At 50.1% G+C, this 17,009-nt stretch carries 16 protein-coding genes; 12 read left to right on the top strand and 4 right to left on the bottom strand.

The features are described from left to right. Positions 1-28: 28 nt before the first annotated feature. Complete coding sequence (locus MR847_RS06635; protein ID WP_287723291.1) at positions 29-913, top strand: hypothetical protein; 885 nt, start codon at positions 29-31, stop codon at positions 911-913. Between the two features lie 5 nt (positions 914-918). Here MR847_RS06635 and MR847_RS06630 read toward each other — a convergent pair whose 3' ends face one another. Beyond that, a complete protein-coding gene (locus MR847_RS06630) occupies positions 919-2,094 on the bottom strand; it encodes a glycosyltransferase family 4 protein (protein WP_287723290.1) in 1,176 nt (391 codons plus the stop codon). After that, the gene (locus tag MR847_RS06625) at positions 2,091-2,546 is read right to left on the bottom strand and encodes a hypothetical protein (protein WP_287723289.1); all 456 of its coding nucleotides are present in this window, start codon (positions 2,544-2,546) and stop codon (positions 2,091-2,093) included. Before MR847_RS06625 ends, MR847_RS06630 begins: the two co-directional genes overlap by 4 nt. A 61-nt stretch (positions 2,547-2,607) precedes the next feature. On the opposite strand from MR847_RS06625, the gene MR847_RS06620 reads away from it, so the two are divergent. Next, positions 2,608-4,485: a DUF4954 family protein gene (locus MR847_RS06620; protein WP_277000028.1), complete on the top strand. Its 1,878-nt coding sequence runs from the start codon at positions 2,608-2,610 to the stop codon at positions 4,483-4,485. Beyond that, the gene (locus tag MR847_RS06615; RefSeq protein ID WP_287723288.1) at positions 4,485-5,066 is read left to right on the top strand and encodes a M48 family metalloprotease; all 582 of its coding nucleotides are present in this window, start codon (positions 4,485-4,487) and stop codon (positions 5,064-5,066) included. The genes MR847_RS06620 and MR847_RS06615 overlap by 1 nt, the downstream gene beginning before the upstream one ends. Here the strand turns inward: MR847_RS06615 and MR847_RS06610 are convergent. Next, on the bottom strand, positions 5,038-5,880 hold the full coding sequence (locus MR847_RS06610; RefSeq protein ID WP_287723287.1) for an outer membrane beta-barrel protein: 843 nt from the start codon (positions 5,878-5,880) through the stop codon (positions 5,038-5,040). The genes MR847_RS06615 and MR847_RS06610 overlap by 29 nt on opposite strands. A 99-nt stretch (positions 5,881-5,979) precedes the next feature. Here MR847_RS06610 and leuS point away from each other — a divergent pair, with 99 nt between their 5' ends. From leuS to MR847_RS06570, 8 genes are all read left to right on the top strand, one after another. Beyond that, on the top strand, positions 5,980-8,673 hold the full coding sequence (gene leuS / locus MR847_RS06605) for a leucine--tRNA ligase (RefSeq protein WP_287723286.1): 2,694 nt from the start codon (positions 5,980-5,982) through the stop codon (positions 8,671-8,673). 23 nt (positions 8,674-8,696) lie between these two features. Further along, positions 8,697-10,430: a maltotransferase domain-containing protein gene (locus MR847_RS06600; RefSeq protein ID WP_100425235.1), complete on the top strand. Its 1,734-nt coding sequence runs from the start codon at positions 8,697-8,699 to the stop codon at positions 10,428-10,430. 60 nt (positions 10,431-10,490) lie between these two features. Then, positions 10,491-11,258, top strand: coding sequence for an ABC transporter ATP-binding protein (locus MR847_RS06595; protein WP_106519208.1), 768 nt, complete (start codon positions 10,491-10,493; stop codon positions 11,256-11,258). Continuing rightward, entirely contained in the window at positions 11,255-12,469 is a 1,215-nt protein-coding gene (locus MR847_RS06590; RefSeq protein ID WP_287723285.1) for an ABC transporter permease, read from the top strand. The genes MR847_RS06595 and MR847_RS06590 overlap by 4 nt, the downstream gene beginning before the upstream one ends. Positions 12,470-12,801: 332 nt before the next feature. After that, complete coding sequence (locus MR847_RS06585; protein WP_158256913.1) at positions 12,802-12,957, top strand: hypothetical protein; 156 nt, start codon at positions 12,802-12,804, stop codon at positions 12,955-12,957. Next, on the top strand, positions 12,954-13,481 hold the full coding sequence (locus tag MR847_RS06580; protein WP_287723284.1) for a hypothetical protein: 528 nt from the start codon (positions 12,954-12,956) through the stop codon (positions 13,479-13,481). The genes MR847_RS06585 and MR847_RS06580 overlap by 4 nt, the downstream gene beginning before the upstream one ends. A gap of 74 nt (positions 13,482-13,555) precedes the next feature. Further along, a complete protein-coding gene (locus MR847_RS06575; protein WP_100425227.1) occupies positions 13,556-14,029 on the top strand; it encodes a DivIVA domain-containing protein in 474 nt (157 codons plus the stop codon). Then, a complete protein-coding gene (locus tag MR847_RS06570; RefSeq protein ID WP_106519205.1) occupies positions 14,026-14,247 on the top strand; it encodes a DUF167 domain-containing protein in 222 nt (73 codons plus the stop codon). Before MR847_RS06575 ends, MR847_RS06570 begins: the two co-directional genes overlap by 4 nt. 13 nt (positions 14,248-14,260) lie before the next feature. Here the strand turns inward: MR847_RS06570 and MR847_RS06565 are convergent, their stop codons facing one another. After that, on the bottom strand, positions 14,261-15,748 hold the full coding sequence (locus MR847_RS06565) for a hypothetical protein (RefSeq protein WP_287723283.1): 1,488 nt from the start codon (positions 15,746-15,748) through the stop codon (positions 14,261-14,263). A 38-nt stretch (positions 15,749-15,786) separates the two neighbouring features. On the opposite strand from MR847_RS06565, the gene pyrC reads away from it, so the two are divergent. Continuing rightward, positions 15,787-16,788, top strand: a complete 1,002-nt coding sequence (gene pyrC, locus MR847_RS06560; protein ID WP_287723282.1) for a dihydroorotase — start codon at positions 15,787-15,789, stop codon at positions 16,786-16,788. The last annotated feature ends 221 nt before the right edge of the window (positions 16,789-17,009 follow it).

Here is a 17,009-nt window from a genome sequence, read left to right as displayed (position 1 = left end):
TACTAACTTTGGCTCTACCATGGCGAAATTGAGATCTATTTTGATGCCGGTGGCCATTCTTTTGGGCATTTTACTGCCACAGGCACATGTTCTTTCCCCCGCGTTGCCCTTTATGATTGGACTGATGATGTTTCTCTCGTTTGTGGGAAAAGTGCCGCCTCAACAACACGGCTATACTTTTAAGATTGAAGTCAAGGCGTTCTTAGCGAGCCTTGTGATGCTTGCCGTTTTGTGGGGTGTTGTGGAGTTTTTTAAGCTGCCTCGTGAAGTTCTTTTGGGCGGCGCGATTATTTGCCTGTGCCCGCCTGCCAATGCGGCGCCTGCGATGGCAAAAGTGCTCGGTGGAAATCCGGTGCTCGCGCTCAAGATTTTTTTGAGCGGAAATATCATTGCATGCTTTAGCATTCCGTTGATTTATGGATATTTGACGGGAGCCGATGCGAGCTTTGCCGAAGTCGCCATGAAAATTTTTAATTCCATTCAGCCGATCATTTCGATTCCGCTCGCCATCGCTTTAGGCTTGCGAGCCTTTTACCCGGAACTTGCGGACAAGGCGGTTCGCTTTCAGAAGTACACGCTGCTCGTGTGGACGATTTCCGTGTTTTTGATTCTTGCCAAGGCGAGTTATGACATTCGGGAAATGCGATTTGCGGAACTCTGGAACAGCGGAAAGCTTTCGATGCTTGCGCTCGTTGCGTTGATCCTTTGCATTGTGCAGTTCACCGTCGGGTGGTTCAGCGATAAGAAACACCCGATTGAAAGTTCGCAGAGCATGGGACAGAAGAATACGACTCTCGTAATCTGGATTTCGAGCTTGTATGCGGGTCCGGTGGCGGCAATCGCTCCGACGTGCTATGTGATTTGGCAGAATTTGGTGCTCAGCTGGATGTGTGGAAGGAAAAAGAAGAAGTAAAATGGTTATTTGCCAATCAACTTCTCGTACACCGCAATCTGTTTTTTCGCGATTTTTTCCCAGTTGAAACAGTCGTTGATTCTTTTTTCTGCGCCCTTCAAAAGTTCGGTTTCGTAAGCGGGATCGCTTTCGAGCTTTTGGAATGCGGCTGCGAGAGCTGCGGGATTTTTTTCGGGAACGAGAACGCCCGTTTCTCCGTCAACAACAACGTCCGGGATGCCGCCCACATTCGATGCGACGACCGGAAGCCCATACTGCATGGCTTCGACCAGTACGACTCCTAAGCCTTCGGTGTCGCCTTTGGAATCAACGATCGCAGGCAGTACAAAGCAGTTACTTTCCTGATATTCCTTGCGCAGATCGTCGGGAGAAAGCAGACCGGTAAAGGTGACGTTTTCCGTTTGAATCTCTTTTGCAAGATTTTTCAAAGATTCCGTCAGGTTCCCCTTTCCGACAATTCGGACTTCAAATTTTTTCGGATCCAAAAGTTTTGCCGCCTGGATCAAATATTCAATGCCTTTGCGTTCAATGTGCCGTCCGACAAAAAGAATCTTGTAACGTTCGCCACGTGCATGTGGCGGAACTTTTCCCGAAGAAAGCGGAGATCCATAAGGACTCCACTCGATCTTGGCCGGGCGAAGTGCCGAAATTTTGGAAGCGGTAAAACGGCTGTTCGCAAAAATCGCATTTGCCTGCCCAATGATAAACTTCATGATCGGACGGATCCACTTTTTTTTGCGGATGAGCAAAAGTTCTGCGCCGTGGAAATTCAACACCAGCGGAATGCGGAACAGCTTGCAGGCTCCAAGTACGATCAGCGCATGGGGAAACGGCCAGTGAGCATGGATCACGTCGAACTTTTTCTTCTTCGCAAGCCAAAGGCATTTGAAGAATCCGCTGATGCAGTAGGGAATCGCCAGCAGCTGCATGGACGGGTGCTTCGCCATCTTGGTCGGAGCGCCTTCGTCGTGCGTCAAAATTTCGAGATTTTTGACGGCGTAACGGAAACGATGAACGGGTACACCGTCGATCGTGTGCGATTTTAAACCTTTGTAGGACGGAGCCATGACTTCGACTTCAACGCCTGCATCGCGGAGAGTGGCGACGGACTTGCGAAGCCAGGGAACTTCATTGTCTTCTGGAAAACGAGGGTAGACTGATCCTACAACGAGAACTTTCATGCGTGGTTTTCTTGGGCTGCGGCAGGGGTTTTGGAATCGAGGTAAGCCGGATAGACAAACGCTTTGATGGTGCTCAAAGGCTTGCCGAAATCGGTGATGAAATTTTTGGAGAATTCCTTGATACGACCAACGAGACGGTCCCAACCGTCCATCGTGGAATCGAGCATAATAATGCCGACACCGGATTCGTTTTCGAGGATGCCGAGAACATCGGAACCGCGACCCTTGGTGGCAAAACTCTTAAACACCGCTTCCCAGAATTTTTCCTCTTGATCTTTCGGAAGAGCGTTGCGGATAGAGTCAAAATCGATTTCCGCATAGACGAAATAGCTCTTGTATTCGTCGGCACGGATCATTTCTTCTTGAACGCGCTGGTCGAACAGATCGTTCGGATAGAGTACCACTCCGTTTTTCTGCTTCTTGATATAACGATGGAAAAATTCAGGAATCATATTACGAATTTAAGATAAAAGAATTGCTTCGACAGGGAAAATAGTATTTTTAATTGCAAATATGCAACGTCTGTTCAAATTGAAAAAGGCCCTCAAGGCAAGTTCGATGAATTCTTATGCGGAGCTCTTCCAGACAGGTCGTGCCGCTGCCAAAGAACGCGCACTTTCGCCGCAAGAAATCGAAACCTTGGAAAAAAACGGCAACCGCAGTTCGGACTGGTCTTTGGTGACTGTCGATATGCTTTTCACTCCGGGCCGAATTTTTAGTTCTTCTTTTTCGGGACGGGTTCATTTGCCTGCGTTTTACGGCACACTTTTGATGCCGGGAGATGTCGCTGCTCCGACGGGCATTTATTCGAGTGCCATTCACGATTGCTGGATTGAAAACTCTTTGATTCACCATGCAAGCTTGATGTCGAACATCTGGGTTTCGCAGGGAGCAGTCGTGCAGAATGTGGGCTCGATCGTCGCCAATGGAAAGTCGCATTACCAGATAGCCGCGGAGGTTTGCGTGGGAAATGAAATGGGCGGACGCCCGGTGAGAATTTTCCCCGACATTACCCCGGAGCTCGTGAAAATGCAGCTCTTCACCAAGACCGATGCCGAAACGATGAACGCCTTTGTTTCGCAGATGAACGCTTGGCGCGAAGAAGTTTTGGTGCCGTATGGCATTGTTGGAAAAAACGCCATCGTTGCGAATACGAACATTGTGCGCAATTCTTGGATTGGCGAACATGTGCGCATTGACGGCGCTTCAAAAATTCGCAATACGGTCGTGCTGGGAAGCCTTGAAGAACCGACGTACATTTATGATGGCGTGATTCTTGAAAACAGCTGTGTGCAGGAAGGGGCAAAGCTCCATTCGACGGCTCTTCTCAAAGATTCCGTGCTGATGCGTCGTACCAAAATCGGCAACAAGGCGATTGTGAATTCTTCGATCATCTGCCCGTGCGTCCATATCGATGAAGCGGAAGTCACCCACAGCTTTGTGGGCCCTTTGACCCAGATGCATCACCACTCTTTGCTCATCGCAGCGATTTGGCCGGAAGGTCATGGAAACCTCGGATACGGTGCAAACGTAGGCTCGAACCATACAAGCCGTATGCCCGATCAGGAAATCATGCCGGGCCTTGGAATGTTCTTCGGCCTCGGTTCTAGTATCAAGTTCCCTGCGAACTTTTCGGAATCTCCGTACACGGTCATTTCGACAGGCGTCACCGCTTCGCCGCAGCGCCTCAAATTTCCCTTCAGCTTGATTCTTCCGAACAATCCGCGCGTGCACAGCGTAAGCCCTTCTTTGAACGAACTGCGTCCGGGATGGTGCTACGGAAAGAACGCTTATGCCGTCGCGCGTAACGCTTACAAGTATGCGATTCGCGGAAAGGGGTTTGTGGCGCCTGAAGAATCCCAGGTTTTGAGCGATAAGAATGCGATTCTCGTGGTGGATGCGCTCCGCCGTCTACAGGCTGCGCAGATTCAAGAAATTTATACGGAAGAGGATATTCCAGGGCTCGGCAGTAACTACCTCAAGGAATCTTCCCGTCATTTGGCGGAAATCATTTACAAGGGATTCCTCGAACGTTACATGCTGATGAAGATTTTCCTTGCCACCGAAACGGACCATACGCTTCTTGCGTTGAATCCGAACGACGTTCGCAAGAATTTCCCGGGAGATCTTTTCAAGGAACTCATCAAGGACATTCCGCTGCCGGATACATTCAGCGATCTGGTCAAGCGTCTTCGCGTGATCGAAAAACAGTGGTCGGAAGCGGTTGTCCACGGAACAGATAAGGACTTTGTTCGCGGCCGTCGAATTTTTGACGATTACGACGAATCGCATCCGATTGACCAGGCTTTTATCGACTGGGAAAAGGCGCGTTTTGAAGACTTCGTGCGCCGTTCGACGGTGCTTCTGAAGGAATTGAAGGTCGAAGGCTGATGTCTTTTGCCGAATGGATCTTGATCTCTGCGCTTGTCGTGGAATTTGTTTTGCGCGTTCTTCTCGAAGTTCGGGAAGTGCGTCGCATGAACGGCAAGCTGGACCGTTTTACGTTTTTCCGAATTTTGCCGATTGTGAACGACGTTTTCCCTGCGGAAGCGAACTTTACAAGTGATAACGGCGGAGCCTTTGTGAATGCGCATGAAAAGGCGCATGCGGAACTCCATCACGGCATTGTGCGCCGTTCGTTGCAGGGCGGATTTGCGTTGCTTTGTGTGCTTACTCTGGGAGCGGCAGGCGTTTATTTGAGATTCAATCTGGTGGAACTGTTGCTTTTGTTCCATTTGATCTTTGCCGTGGCGAAGCTTTGCTTTCACATGATCTGTTTTGCGGAAGAATATGAAGCGGATTTTGTGGCGGCAAAACGCGTGCAGCGGGGTGTCGCCATACGCGCCTTAGAATCCCTTTTGTTAAAGGAATTTCCAAGGACCTCTCTTTTTGCGTATGTGTACAGAACGCATCCGACTGCGCAGATGCGTTTAGGCCGCATTTCTAGAACATGTAAGAAAAGCCTGCGTTGATCTGCATTGTCGAATAGCTGCGCTTGTTGTTGAAGATTTTCGTCTTTTTAGCGAAGTCGGTGAAAGCGCGATAGAATCTTAAATCCACAGCCATTTCACGGGAAAGTGCGTAGCCGACACCGATGGCGATGCCTGCTTCGAGAGTGGCCGGCGTGATGATGTCTTCGCCTTCGTAATTGCCGAATTCATAAGAGTCACTGCTCGAAAGGCTGAGACCGAGTTGCGGACCCGCTTCGATGAACATGTCTTCTAAAATTTCGGTGCCTTCCGGAAGGTCTACGCGCACGAGCAACGGCACGTCGATTTCCCATGCGGAAATGTCACCTGACGTGGTGATGTTTTCGGAGGTGTATTCGTAAGAGTTCATGCGGTAGGCGATTGCCACTTCCGGGACGATGTGGAGCATGCTCGAAAGGTTGATGGACATAATGCCGCCGGCACTGAATTCAAAGCCCGTCTCCCAGCCCCAGGTGTCGGCGTCACCGCCAGCGAGCCAGTTTAAGCCGATACTTGCGCGAACGCCGAAGGTGACCGGAGCCGTCCAGTTTTCAAGACGAGCTTCCGATTCGGCACGGCGCCGGGCGTCTTCTTCGCGGGTGTCACGGGAAAATTCCTCTTCCTGAATCTGTTCGGCAGAACGGAAATGGGTCACGCCATCCTCATCCACGTATGTACGCGAAACGTCATCGTTTTCAAAATCGTCTTCGTCTGTATTTTCTTCGTAGTCGAACGTGCTGCTGGACTGCGCAAAAATGGTAGCGGGGCATGCGAGCGCAAGGCTCAGGAAAACGAATCCTGTAATCAGCTTTTTCATAGTGAGAAATTTATAAAAGATTTGTGGGGAGAGCCTCGTTTTGTTAAATTGAGTCCGTAAAAGTGTGTAAAGAGCGATTTAAAATCGGAGTTTCACAAAATGGCTAAATACGATCCGCAACAGATTGAAACCAAATGGCAGTCCTTCTGGGATGCAAATAAAACGTTTAAAACTGGAACCGATATGTCCAAGCCGAAGTACTACTGCTTGGATATGTTCCCGTATCCTTCGGGCGCGGGCCTTCACGTGGGTCACCCGGAAGGCTATACCGCAACGGATATCATCTGCCGTTATAAGCGTAATCGTGGTTTCAACGTCCTTCATCCGATGGGCTGGGACGCGTTTGGTCTGCCTGCGGAACAGTATGCTATTCAGACCGGTACACATCCGGCGGTGACGACTCAGAAAAACTGCGATAACTTCCGTCGCCAGATTAAGCGCCTTGGACTTTCCTATGACTGGGACAAGGAAATCAACACGACCGATCCGAAGTATTACAAGTGGACGCAGTGGATCTTTACCCGTCTTTACAACACTTGGTTTGATGAGGTAGAACAGAAGGGCCGACCGATTTCGGAACTTCCGATTCCTGCCGATGTTCAGGCTCTCGGAGCAAGCGCCGTCCGCCAGTACCGCGACTCCAAGCGTCTCGCTTACTACGCCGACGCTCAGGTCTGGTGGTGCAAACACTGCAAGATCGTCTGCGCAAACGAAGAAGTCCTTGCGGACGGTTCCCATGAAAAGTGCGGCAAGAAGGAAGTCGAACGCCGGAACCTGAAGCAGTGGCTCATGCGCATTCCGCTTTATGCGGAACGCCTGCTCAAGGGCCTCGACGATCTCGATTGGCCGCAAGGCGTGAAGGACATGCAGAAGAATTGGATCGGTAAGAGCCAAGGCGCTGAAGTGGACTTCGCTATTGCTGACAAGGATGGCAAGCCAACCGAAAAGCATCTCCGCGTTTACACGACCCGTTGCGATACGCTCTTTGGCGCGACCTACATGGTAATCGCTCCGGAACACGAAATGGTGAATGAACTCACGACCGCAGAAAACAAGGAAACGGTCGCCGCTTATGTTCACGCCGCCGCTCTCAAGAGCGATATGGACCGCACGGAACTCGCCAAGGAAAAGACAGGCGTATTCTCCGGCTCTTACGCAGTGAACCCGCTCACCGGCACAAAGATCCCTATCTGGATTGCGGACTACGTTCTCACGGGTTATGGCACGGGCGCTATCATGGCGGTCCCGGCTCACGATACGCGTGACTTCGACTTCGCCAAGAAGTTCAATCTTCCGATTATCTGCATCATGGATCCGGACGCTTCTTGCCCGGCAGAAACGAAGGAACTCGTCCTCAAGGGTGAAGCTTGCTGGCCGGCAGATGGCAAGTACATTCAGAGCTCGAACGAAACGCTCTCTTTGAACGGCCTTTCCAAGAAGGAAGGCATCCAGAAGATGATCGAATGGCTCGAAGCGAACAAGATAGGCAAGGCGACTGTCAATTACAAGATTCGTGACTGGCTGTTCAGCCGTCAGCGTTACTGGGGCGAACCGTTCCCGATTATCCACTGGGAAGATGGCGAAATTTCGACCGTGGAAGACAAGGATCTTCCGGTGCTCCTTCCGGAAGTCGAAAACTTTAAGCCGGGCGACGGCGGACAGTCTCCGCTTGCAGGTGCGACGAAATGGCTGAACGTGGTCGACAAGAACGGTCGCAAGGGTATCCGTGAAACGAACACGATGCCGCAGTGGGCAGGTTCTTGCTGGTACTATCTCCGCTATATCGATGCGTGCAACGGTGACGCATTTGTGGCGAAAGAACTTGAAAAGTACTGGATGCCGGTAGACCTTTATATCGGCGGTGCAGAACATGCGGTGCTTCACCTGTTGTACAGCCGTTTCTGGCACAAGGTTCTTTTTGACCTTGGACTCGTTTCGACGGATGAACCGTTCCACAAGCTCTACAACCAGGGCATGATCCTTGCCTACGCCTACGAAGACGCTGCGGGCTCGAAGGTCCCTGTGGACCAGGTGGAAAACAAGGATGGCAAGTTCTTCGAAAAAGGCACGGGCAAGGAACTTCACCAGATTGTCGCCAAGATGAGCAAGTCTTTGAAGAACGTGGTGAATCCGGATGACGTCGTTCAAAAGTACGGCGCCGATTCCCTCCGCCTTTACGAAATGTTCATGGGCCCTCTCGATGCGGTGAAGCCGTGGCAGACCCAGGGTATTGAAGGCATGTTCCGCTTCCTTTCCCGCGCTTACCGTGCGGTGATCGGCGAAGAAGATTCCGTGACGTATTCGGATGCTTCGATGCCGGAAGATCTTTCGAAGGTGATGCACCAGAGCATCATCAAGGTCACGGACGCTATCGAAAAACTGAGCTTCAACACGGCGATCAGCCAGCTCATGATCTTCAACAACGAACTTACGAAGACTCAGGAACGTTATCGCGAAGCCTGTGAAATTTTTGCACAGCTCCTTCAGCCGTTTGCTCCGCATCTCGCCGAAGAAATGTGGGAAAAGCTCGGTCACAAGGAATGCCTCGCCTACGTCGCATGGCCGTCTGCTGATGAATCCAAGGCTGTGGATTCGACAGTCGAAGTCGTGTTCCAGGTGAACGGCAAGCTTCGCGCCAAGGTTTCGATGCCGAAGGATGCGACCAAGGATCAGATGATCGAACTTGCAAAGCAGAATGAACGAATTCAAACTTACCTCACCGACGTCGCGATCGTGAAGACGATTGCCGTTCCAGGTAAGCTCGTGAACTTTGTTGTTAAACCGGGTAAGTAATTCACGTAAAGAAGGTTTAAGTTATGGCTGAAATCCCTTCGAAAAAAGACAATCTCGTTATCGAAAACATTCAACCTTCCGTGGATGCGGGCCGCTTCGCGTTGAAGCGTGAACCGGGCGACACGGTAAAAATTACGGCGGACATCTTCCGTCATAGCCATGAAAAGTACGATGCGGCGATTGTGTATAAGCACCGCTCGGAACGGCGTTGGCGTAAAGTTCCGATGCATTTTGTCGATAACGACATGTGGGAAGGTGAATTTGTTGTTAATAGCATCGGCTATTACGATTACAAGATCATCGCCTGGACCATTTCCCCGGAAGACGTTCCGACAGAAAGCCCGGTCTACGAACTCCGCGTGGATCCGGTTTACGCTCGCACTGGTACGTGGTACGAAATGTGGCCGAAGAGCCAGGGTAACGATCCGACGAAGAGCGCTACCTTCAAGGATTGCGAAGCTCGCTTGGATTATATCCGCGACCTCGGATTCGATACGGTCTATCTCGTCCCGATTCATCCAATCGGAATCACGAACCGTAAAGGCGCAAACAACGCCCTGCACGCGAAGGTCGACAAGAACGGCAAACCGCTTGAACCGGGCTGCCCGTATGCAGTCGGCAACAAGTTCGGCGGCCACTTCGACGTGGACCCGGAACTCGGCACGATGAAGGACTTCGAACACTTCGCCAAGGCCGCCCGTTCCAAGGGACTTCGCCTCGCTCTCGATATCGCTCTCAACTGTTCCCCGGACCATCCGTATGCGAAGAAGCATCAGGAATGGTTCTACCACGAACCGGACGGATCGATCAAGTTTGCCGAAAACCCGCCGAAGAAGTACGAAGACATTTATCCGTTTGATTACTACAACAGGAATTACAAGGCTCTCTGGAAAGAGATTCGCGACATCATTCTTTTCTGGGCCGACAAGGGAATCGAAATTTTCCGTATCGACAACCCGCATACGAAACCGTTCCCGTTCTGGGAATGGCTCGTGCGCGAAGTCAAGGAAAAGCGCCCGGAACTCGTGTTCCTTGCAGAAGCCTTTACCCGTCCGAAGATGATGCACCGTTTGGCGAAAGCCGGCTTCGATATGAGCTATACGTACTTCGCATGGCGTGAACAGAAGTGGGAATTTGAAGAATACTTCAAGGAACTCACCCAGAGCAATGCCAAAGAATACATGCGCGGCATTCTCTTTCCGACGACTCCGGATATTTTCCCGAAGTACTTGGCCAGCCAGGGCCCGGCACAGTTCAAGCAGCGTTACTTCCTCGCCGGTACGCTTTCGAGCTTGACCGGTATGTACAACGGTTATGAACTATGCGAAAATGTCGCCTCTCCGGTCAAGGAAGAACTTTGGGACAGTGAAAAGTACCAGTACAAGGTGCACCACTGGGATTCCCCGGTGAACATCCACGACTTTGTCCGTCGCGTGAATATGGCAAAGCTCAATCACCCGGCTCTTCAGGAATACGATAACTTGGAATTCCACTATGCGGAAAATTCCAATTTGATGGTGTACTCGAAGAAGAAGGATGACGATACGATTCTTTGCGTAGCGAATATGGACATGCATAATCCGCAGGAAGGCACAATCGCTTTGAATATGTCGAAGCTCGGCCTTGCGGAAGACGCATTCTTCTTTGTGAAGGATTTGATTACGGATGAATCCTATGTTTGGCGCGGTTCGCAGAATTTTGTGCGTCTCGATCCGAATAAGGCTCCGGGCCATCTCTTCGTCGTGAAGAAACTTTAATTTCGATGCAACCGGCTGCGTTCTGAAGCATCTAACCTATAAGGCAGACAATAGGAAGCTATGAACGATCCGATTCTCTCGATTCAGCATCTCCGTCGTGATTTTAAAATGGGCGACGAAACGGTTCACGCTCTGCGGGGCGTGAGCTTTGATGTATACTCGGGAGAATTTTTGACGATCATGGGAACGAGCGGTTCGGGAAAAAGTACCATGCTGAACATTTTGGGATGCATGGACAAGCCGACTTCTGGCGAATACATTCTCGACGGGAACCATATTGAAAAACTCAAGTCCGATGCTTTGGCGCGTATTCGAAGCCGTAAGCTCGGATTTGTTTTTCAGAGCTACAATCTTCTCGCCCGCACCACGGCGATTGAAAATGTTGAACTCCCGCTCCTTTACAATTCCAAAATTTCTGCGTCCGAACGTCACGACCGCGCTGTCGAAGCGTTAAAACGTGTCGGCCTCGAATCGCGTATGAACCATTTGCCAAATCAGCTTTCGGGCGGTCAGCAGCAGAGAGTCGCGATTGCGCGCGCCCTGGTGAACGACCCGGTGATCCTTCTTGCCGATGAAGCGACAGGAAACTTGGATACGCGTACAAGCTATGAAATCATGGAAATTTTTCAGGAGCTGAATTCCCGTGGAAAGACGATCGTCTTTGTGACGCACGAACCGGACATTGCGACTTTCAGCAGCCGCACAATCGTTTTACGCGATGGACAGATCAAGCGCGATACGCCGAATGGAGATGTCCAGAATGCGCATGAAGCCTTTATGGCGCTTCCGCCTCCGGAAACTTTTGACGATGAGGATGAGTCCGTATGAGTCCTTTCACCCTCATCAAAATTGCATTCCGCGCATTACTCCGCAATCGCATGCGCACTTTCCTTTCGGTGCTCGGTATTGTGATTGGAGTCGCGGCGGTCATTACGATGGTTGCGATGGGCGAAGGTTCCAAACAGTCGATCAAGTCAAAGATCACGGCGACGGGAACGAATGCGATTACGATTATGCCTAGTTCTTCTTTCCGTGGCGGTGTACAGCTCGATGCGAACTCTTCGACCGTGACGCTTGAAGAAGCGGACGTGATTGCGCTTCGTGAAAAGGCGCAGTACATCAACGGGGTTTCTCCGATGGTGACAGCGAGCGGGCAAGCGATTGTCGGCAACAAGAATGAAGCCGTTTCGCTTTCGGGCATCAGCTCCGATTATTTGAAGATTCGCAATTATGAAATCGATCAGGGTGTGATGTTTGACGACAAGGCGGATCGCATGGCAAAGGTTTGCGTCATCGGGCAGACGGTTGTATCGACGCTTTTCCCGGATACGGACCCGATTGGCAAAACGATCCGTTATAAAAACATTCCGCTCAAAGTGATAGGCACGTTAAAGGCAAAAGGTTCGAGCGACTTCGGGCAGGACCAGGATGAAGTCATCTTTACTCCGTACCAGACGGTGATGAAACGCTTTAATGCGACGACGAACATTCGCACTATCTACGCGAACTCGATCGGCGAAGGCTATGCGAGCCTTGCAAGCGAAGAGATCATGAAAATTCTCAAGGAACGTCGTTCGTGGAAAGAACCGAGGGATCCGTTCCGCGTACGCACGCAGGAAGAAATGATCGAAATGATTACGAGCACTTCGGATTTGCTTTCGCTTGTGCTGACGGCAATCGCCGGAATTAGCCTTCTCGTGGGCGGTATCGGCATTATGAACATCATGTATGTTTCGGTGACGGAGCGCACCCGCGAAATCGGCCTTCGTATGGCGATTGGTGCACGCGGTCGGGATATCCTATTGCAGTTCCTTTTTGAATCGGTGATGATTAGTCTTCTTGGCGGCCTGGTGGGTATTTTGCTCGGCGTGCTTGCGACGACCGGGGTGAAGCTCTTCTTGAACTGGCCGATGAGCATTACCCTTTCGAGCGTCGTGGTAAGCTTTGGCGTTTGCTTTGCCACGGGCGTTTTCTTCGGCTGGTATCCGGCGAGAAAAGCCTCTCGGCTCGACCCCATCGAAGCGTTGCGGTTTGAATAGGCGGTTTTTGGGGAGCGACCATTTTTTCAGACACATCAAGAACAAGGGCAGATGTGGCGATTACACATAGTCCACGCTATATGCTTGATTTGGAAATGCCTTCGGAACAATGTCTTGAAAACTGGAGAAAGGAAATTGTTCCGGCAAATATCCAACCCGAAGCCAGAAGAGTCCTTTGTGCTATTCTGGAAGAGATCGGGGCTAAAATTTAACTTGTTTGAAATCGTCTTTCATCGACGAAAAGTTTGGAATCCGCTAAATTTGTAATCTCTTCCCGAATATGTGTGGGTAAATTGAACCCTCTCTTGGCGTGATTTACTTAAATTTCGGGTATGCAAGATACAGCTTTATATGCCCAGATTTTAGGGACAACATCAATAAAATATTCGATTGAACTTCGTGATTTTTCAATGGATATAACCGTTAAAACAAAGCATGGAGGAATTATAACAATTGAAAAGATGTTGGACGGGAAGCTAGAGCAATGAATTTAAAGAAAATTATAGTCGCATTCTTTTTTGCCGTTTCATATAATTTCAGTTTTGGTCACGAGATTACTTCGCCTCAATCAACGATCGATAGCGCCAAGATATATTATGACTTGATTGCGGAAGAAAACTACCAGGCGTACTCCAGGCCAAATGTGATTGGAATGATTGCAGGGGGGAGTTTGACCGTTGTGGGGGGGGCTCTTGTCGGGTTTGGACTATACGCCATATTGTACAATTCAAACGATCCTTACGAGAATGTTGCCGGGAATGTTTTAGGATCTTTAAGCCTATTAATTTCCATCCCTTTTCTTGGCGTGGGTATTCCTGTTCTTTCGTACAACACTTACAAGTATATTGTCCACAAAGGACATGCCAATAAGCGCGATGAATACCAAGCTGCGCTCGATCGTTATAAGCTGCGAAAGCGCGGTGGCGCATCCAGTGCGCTGCAATTGATGATTTTCCCCGAACTCAATTTTATCGAAAAGCGTGGCGGAGTAAATGCGGTTGTTCGGTTTTAGGGATGGTTTTTATCTCACTCCACATTCCGCCTAAAATTTAAATCCTATATTATGGGTAATCAGAGGTTTATTTCATGGAACTCACGCCGCTCGACATCCGCAACCAGACTTTCCACACCAAACGCTTTGGCGGTTTTGACCCGGAAGAGGTCAAGGCTTTTCTCGAAACGGCAGCCAAGGCTTTTGAAGAATCCGGTCGTAACCGTACCGAGCTCACGGAACGTTTGAAAATTGCAGAAGAACGTGTGAACTATTACAAGCAAATCGAAAAGACGATTCAGGATGCGGCGGTCACAATGCAGCGCACGATGGAAGAGATCAAGCGCAATGCCGAAAAGGAAGGCGAACTAATTGTTGCCGAAGCAAAGACCCGCGCCCAGCACGAAGTGGAAAACACGAAGCGCGAAGCCGAAGATCTCCGCTCTGAAATCGAACAGCTGAAGCAGCTTCGCACCAATTACTTTATCCGCATCCGCGCTATGATCAAGAGCCAGTCCGACCTGCTTGCCGCGATGGAAAAGGAACAGGCTCCGGAATTTCCGGAATGAAGATCCAAATTAAAGTCCATGCTCGGAGCAAACGCGAAGGTGTTGTTCCGCAACCCGACGGCTCCTACAAAGTTGACGTGAAAGCGCCTCCCGTTGAAGGCAAGGCGAACGAAGCCGTCTGTAAAGTCATCGCAGAATATTTCAAAAAGCCTAAAAGCGCGGTCCGCGTCGCGATGGGTTCTACCAATAGCCGAAAGGTTGTCGAAATCGACGACTGATTTTTGGGGTTTCTTATTTCAATTTGCAGGGGAATTTTTGGGTGGAGAACGAAAGTGTATCTCCAAAGAATTGCGAGTAGGGATTCCGCTTCATCTTTACGAGGGAATTGGTAAAGAGAATCCCGTTGTCTTCTACGCTCGTGTTCAAAACCAAAGCGCATTTACCGCCCGAAACAAGGCGTGGACTTGTCGGCTTTGCCGCATTCTTTTTGAGGAAGACTTCGCTTGTATTTTTATAGGTGATGCTTTCGATAAAGTTTAAAAAGAGCGTTCCCGGAACTTTGTTCAAGGTACGGCAGAAAATGCGACCCTTGGAAGGAATGCAGTAATAAACGGAAGAGTCTTTGGTTTCGCGGAAGAATTCGTCTGCGGAAAGAGAAATGAAGTCCTGCTTTTCCTGGGGCACCTGTGCCACGGAGTCCGTTGCCGTGGAATCCTTTTTTGTGGGCGACTCGTAATATTCGATTTTGCGGACAAGGCGTTCAACATCGTAGGATTCTGCGGTACCGTCAGCGCCTTCATACACAAAGGATCCGTGTGTTTCGATCAGGACGGCGTTTCCGTGGGAGTCGTAAACGGTGCGGGATTCCTTTTCGCCGTGGCGGTAAACGGTACGTTCCGAAATGTCGGCACTGTCGCGGTAAACATAAAGGACGGTGTCGTTCTTGGGGGACCAGGCTTTGGAATGTTTGGTGATGAGATGCGTTAAACGGCCTTTGGAGTCGTACTGGTACGTTTCGGTATAATTCAAAAGATCGGGGTAGAACAGACGCTCATCAAATCGGAATTCCACTTTCTTTAACAGGGAATCTTGAAATTCCCGTTTGATCGATCCGATTTTTTTGCCGTTTGCATCCATAGCGACAATGCGGACAAGGGAGTCGTTTTCGCCATATTCGTACAGATGGCGGAACTGGACGCTCGGCGTGTTGCCCGAGGCGGCTATAATCTGATGCTTGCTGTTTTCTTCCCAGGAGAGATGCCCGTCTGCGGAATTCCAGGAATGGTCGACCGGGCTTTGACGGTAGAAAGGCGTTCCCGTTTCTTCGACAATGCGGTTGTCGTTTCCGAGGAAGTAAACGTAGTCTCGGTTTGAATCAAAAACGTGGACGTAGATTTCGCGACGGTTTGCCTTGTGAATCACTTGGGCAAGGCTCGTTAAGCTGCCTGTGCTGTCATAGCTTGCGAAATCTGCCATTTCGCCTGTCGGCAGGTGGTGGATTTCGACGGTTCCCGAAAAATGGGGCTCGAGTAGATTGCCGTCGGCGTCTTTGGCGATGACGTAGTTCTTTTGGGAAATGTGTTTAACTGGCCCGTGAATGTCTTGATACTTTTTCGCTTCGAGATTTCCCAGGAGAACTTCATAGTCCGTTTTGATGTTGGGCGGATTTGTGTAGCTGAACTGCAGGCGTTCGGCTCCGCGGGTATCAAATTCTACGCTGCAAGAACAGAGAACGGCGATGGAAGACAGGGGAACGAGAAGTTTGCGGAGGGGAATCATGACCTTAATATATATTAAAAATGCTATTTTCTTTTGTGATGAAAAAGTTAGAACTTCCGTTACCCGATGATTTCCATGTACACCTTCGCCAAGGCGTGTTGCTTGAAAACTATGCAAAGTCCATTGCGAAGGAATTTGGCCGCATTCTCGTGATGCCGAATACGGTTCCGCCGATTACAAGTGCTGCACAAATTCAGGATTACCGATCCCAGATTCAGAAGGCCGCTCCGGGCCTCGATTTGCTTTTGACGTTCAAACTGAATGCGAAATTCACCCCGGAAGATCTAAAGCAGATGAAAGAAGCGGGTGCCGTTGCCGGAAAGTATTATCCGGCGGGCGTCACCACGAACAGCGAAGACGGCGTCTCGGACTTCGAGTCCATTCTCCCTGTCGTCGCCGAAATGGAAAAACTCGGACTGGTGCTGTGCATTCACGGTGAAGAACCGACCGCTTTCTGCCTCGACCGCGAAAAGGAATTTATCCGCCGCGTGGAATACCTGGCAGAACATTTTCCGAAACTGCGCATCGTTTTTGAACATCTTTCGACCAAGGCTTCCGTGGAAGCGGTCCTTCGCTTGCCGCAGAACGTGGCGGCGACGATCACGGTGCACCATCTGTTGCACACCTTGGACGATATCATCGGCGGTTCCCTTCAGCCGCATCACTTTTGCAAGCCGACGCCTAAACGCCCGGAAGACCGCGAAGCGCTTCGAAAAGCGGCGTTCAGCGGAAATCCGAAGTTCTTCTTCGGCTCGGATTCGGCACCTCACGCTCAGAGCAAAAAGGAATGTTGCTGTGGTGCGGCAGGCGTCTATACGGCTCCGGTCGCCGTCCCAGCTTTGATCCAGATTTTTGAAGAAGCCGGTGAACTCGACAAACTTTCGAACTTTATCGGCGCTTTTGGTGCGGATTTTTACCGGATTCCGCGACAGACAAAAAAGGTCGTCTATGTCGAAGACCCGTGGACGGTTCCGGAGATTGTAGATGGTGCTGTTCCCCTTTTTGCGGGAAAATCGCTAAAATGGAAGCGAATGGAGTGATCTAACTAAATTGCAAAAGATTTTGCAATTAACAAAAGTTTACATTCGGGTGTTTGGACGCATAGAAATTTAGATTTAGGCTGTCACTATATATAGAGGTTGGTCTATGAGAAACTTGATTCCGTTGATGGCTGCAACGGCTCTTGCCGCTCAGGCGTGGGCTCTTCCGAATGCGGCTACCATCCAGCAGAGTATGGGCTTTGGTATTAACATCGGTAACA

Origin of the sequence: Hallerella sp., assembly GCF_022776125.1 — a bacterium.
Lineage (GTDB): Bacteria > Fibrobacterota > Fibrobacteria > Fibrobacterales > Fibrobacteraceae > Hallerella > Hallerella succinigenes.
Note: the sequence above shows the minus strand (reverse complement) of the source record. Positions and strands in the feature narration are given on the sequence as shown.

Excerpts from the sequence above, each read along its gene's own strand:
- MR847_RS06625 (WP_287723289.1), bottom strand. The coding sequence starts at position 2,546 with ATGATTCCTGAATTTTTCCATCGTTATATCAAGAAGCAGAAAAACGGA.
- MR847_RS06570 (WP_106519205.1), top strand. The coding sequence starts at position 14,026 with ATGAAGATCCAAATTAAAGTCCATGCTCGGAGCAAACGCGAAGGTGTT.
- pyrC (WP_287723282.1), top strand. The coding sequence starts at position 15,787 with ATGAAAAAGTTAGAACTTCCGTTACCCGATGATTTCCATGTACACCTT.
- MR847_RS06620 (WP_277000028.1), top strand. The coding sequence starts at position 2,608 with ATGCAACGTCTGTTCAAATTGAAAAAGGCCCTCAAGGCAAGTTCGATG.
- MR847_RS06630 (WP_287723290.1), bottom strand. The coding sequence starts at position 2,094 with ATGAAAGTTCTCGTTGTAGGATCAGTCTACCCTCGTTTTCCAGAAGAC.
- MR847_RS06565 (WP_287723283.1), bottom strand. The coding sequence starts at position 15,748 with ATGATTCCCCTCCGCAAACTTCTCGTTCCCCTGTCTTCCATCGCCGTT.
- MR847_RS06580 (WP_287723284.1), top strand. The coding sequence starts at position 12,954 with ATGAATTTAAAGAAAATTATAGTCGCATTCTTTTTTGCCGTTTCATAT.
- MR847_RS06615 (WP_287723288.1), top strand. The coding sequence starts at position 4,485 with ATGTCTTTTGCCGAATGGATCTTGATCTCTGCGCTTGTCGTGGAATTT.
- MR847_RS06600 (WP_100425235.1), top strand. The coding sequence starts at position 8,697 with ATGGCTGAAATCCCTTCGAAAAAAGACAATCTCGTTATCGAAAACATT.
- MR847_RS06590 (WP_287723285.1), top strand. The coding sequence starts at position 11,255 with ATGAGTCCTTTCACCCTCATCAAAATTGCATTCCGCGCATTACTCCGC.
- MR847_RS06595 (WP_106519208.1), top strand. The coding sequence starts at position 10,491 with ATGAACGATCCGATTCTCTCGATTCAGCATCTCCGTCGTGATTTTAAA.
- MR847_RS06575 (WP_100425227.1), top strand. The coding sequence starts at position 13,556 with ATGGAACTCACGCCGCTCGACATCCGCAACCAGACTTTCCACACCAAA.
- MR847_RS06610 (WP_287723287.1), bottom strand. The coding sequence starts at position 5,880 with ATGAAAAAGCTGATTACAGGATTCGTTTTCCTGAGCCTTGCGCTCGCA.
- MR847_RS06585 (WP_158256913.1), top strand. The coding sequence starts at position 12,802 with ATGCAAGATACAGCTTTATATGCCCAGATTTTAGGGACAACATCAATA.
- leuS (WP_287723286.1), top strand. The coding sequence starts at position 5,980 with ATGGCTAAATACGATCCGCAACAGATTGAAACCAAATGGCAGTCCTTC.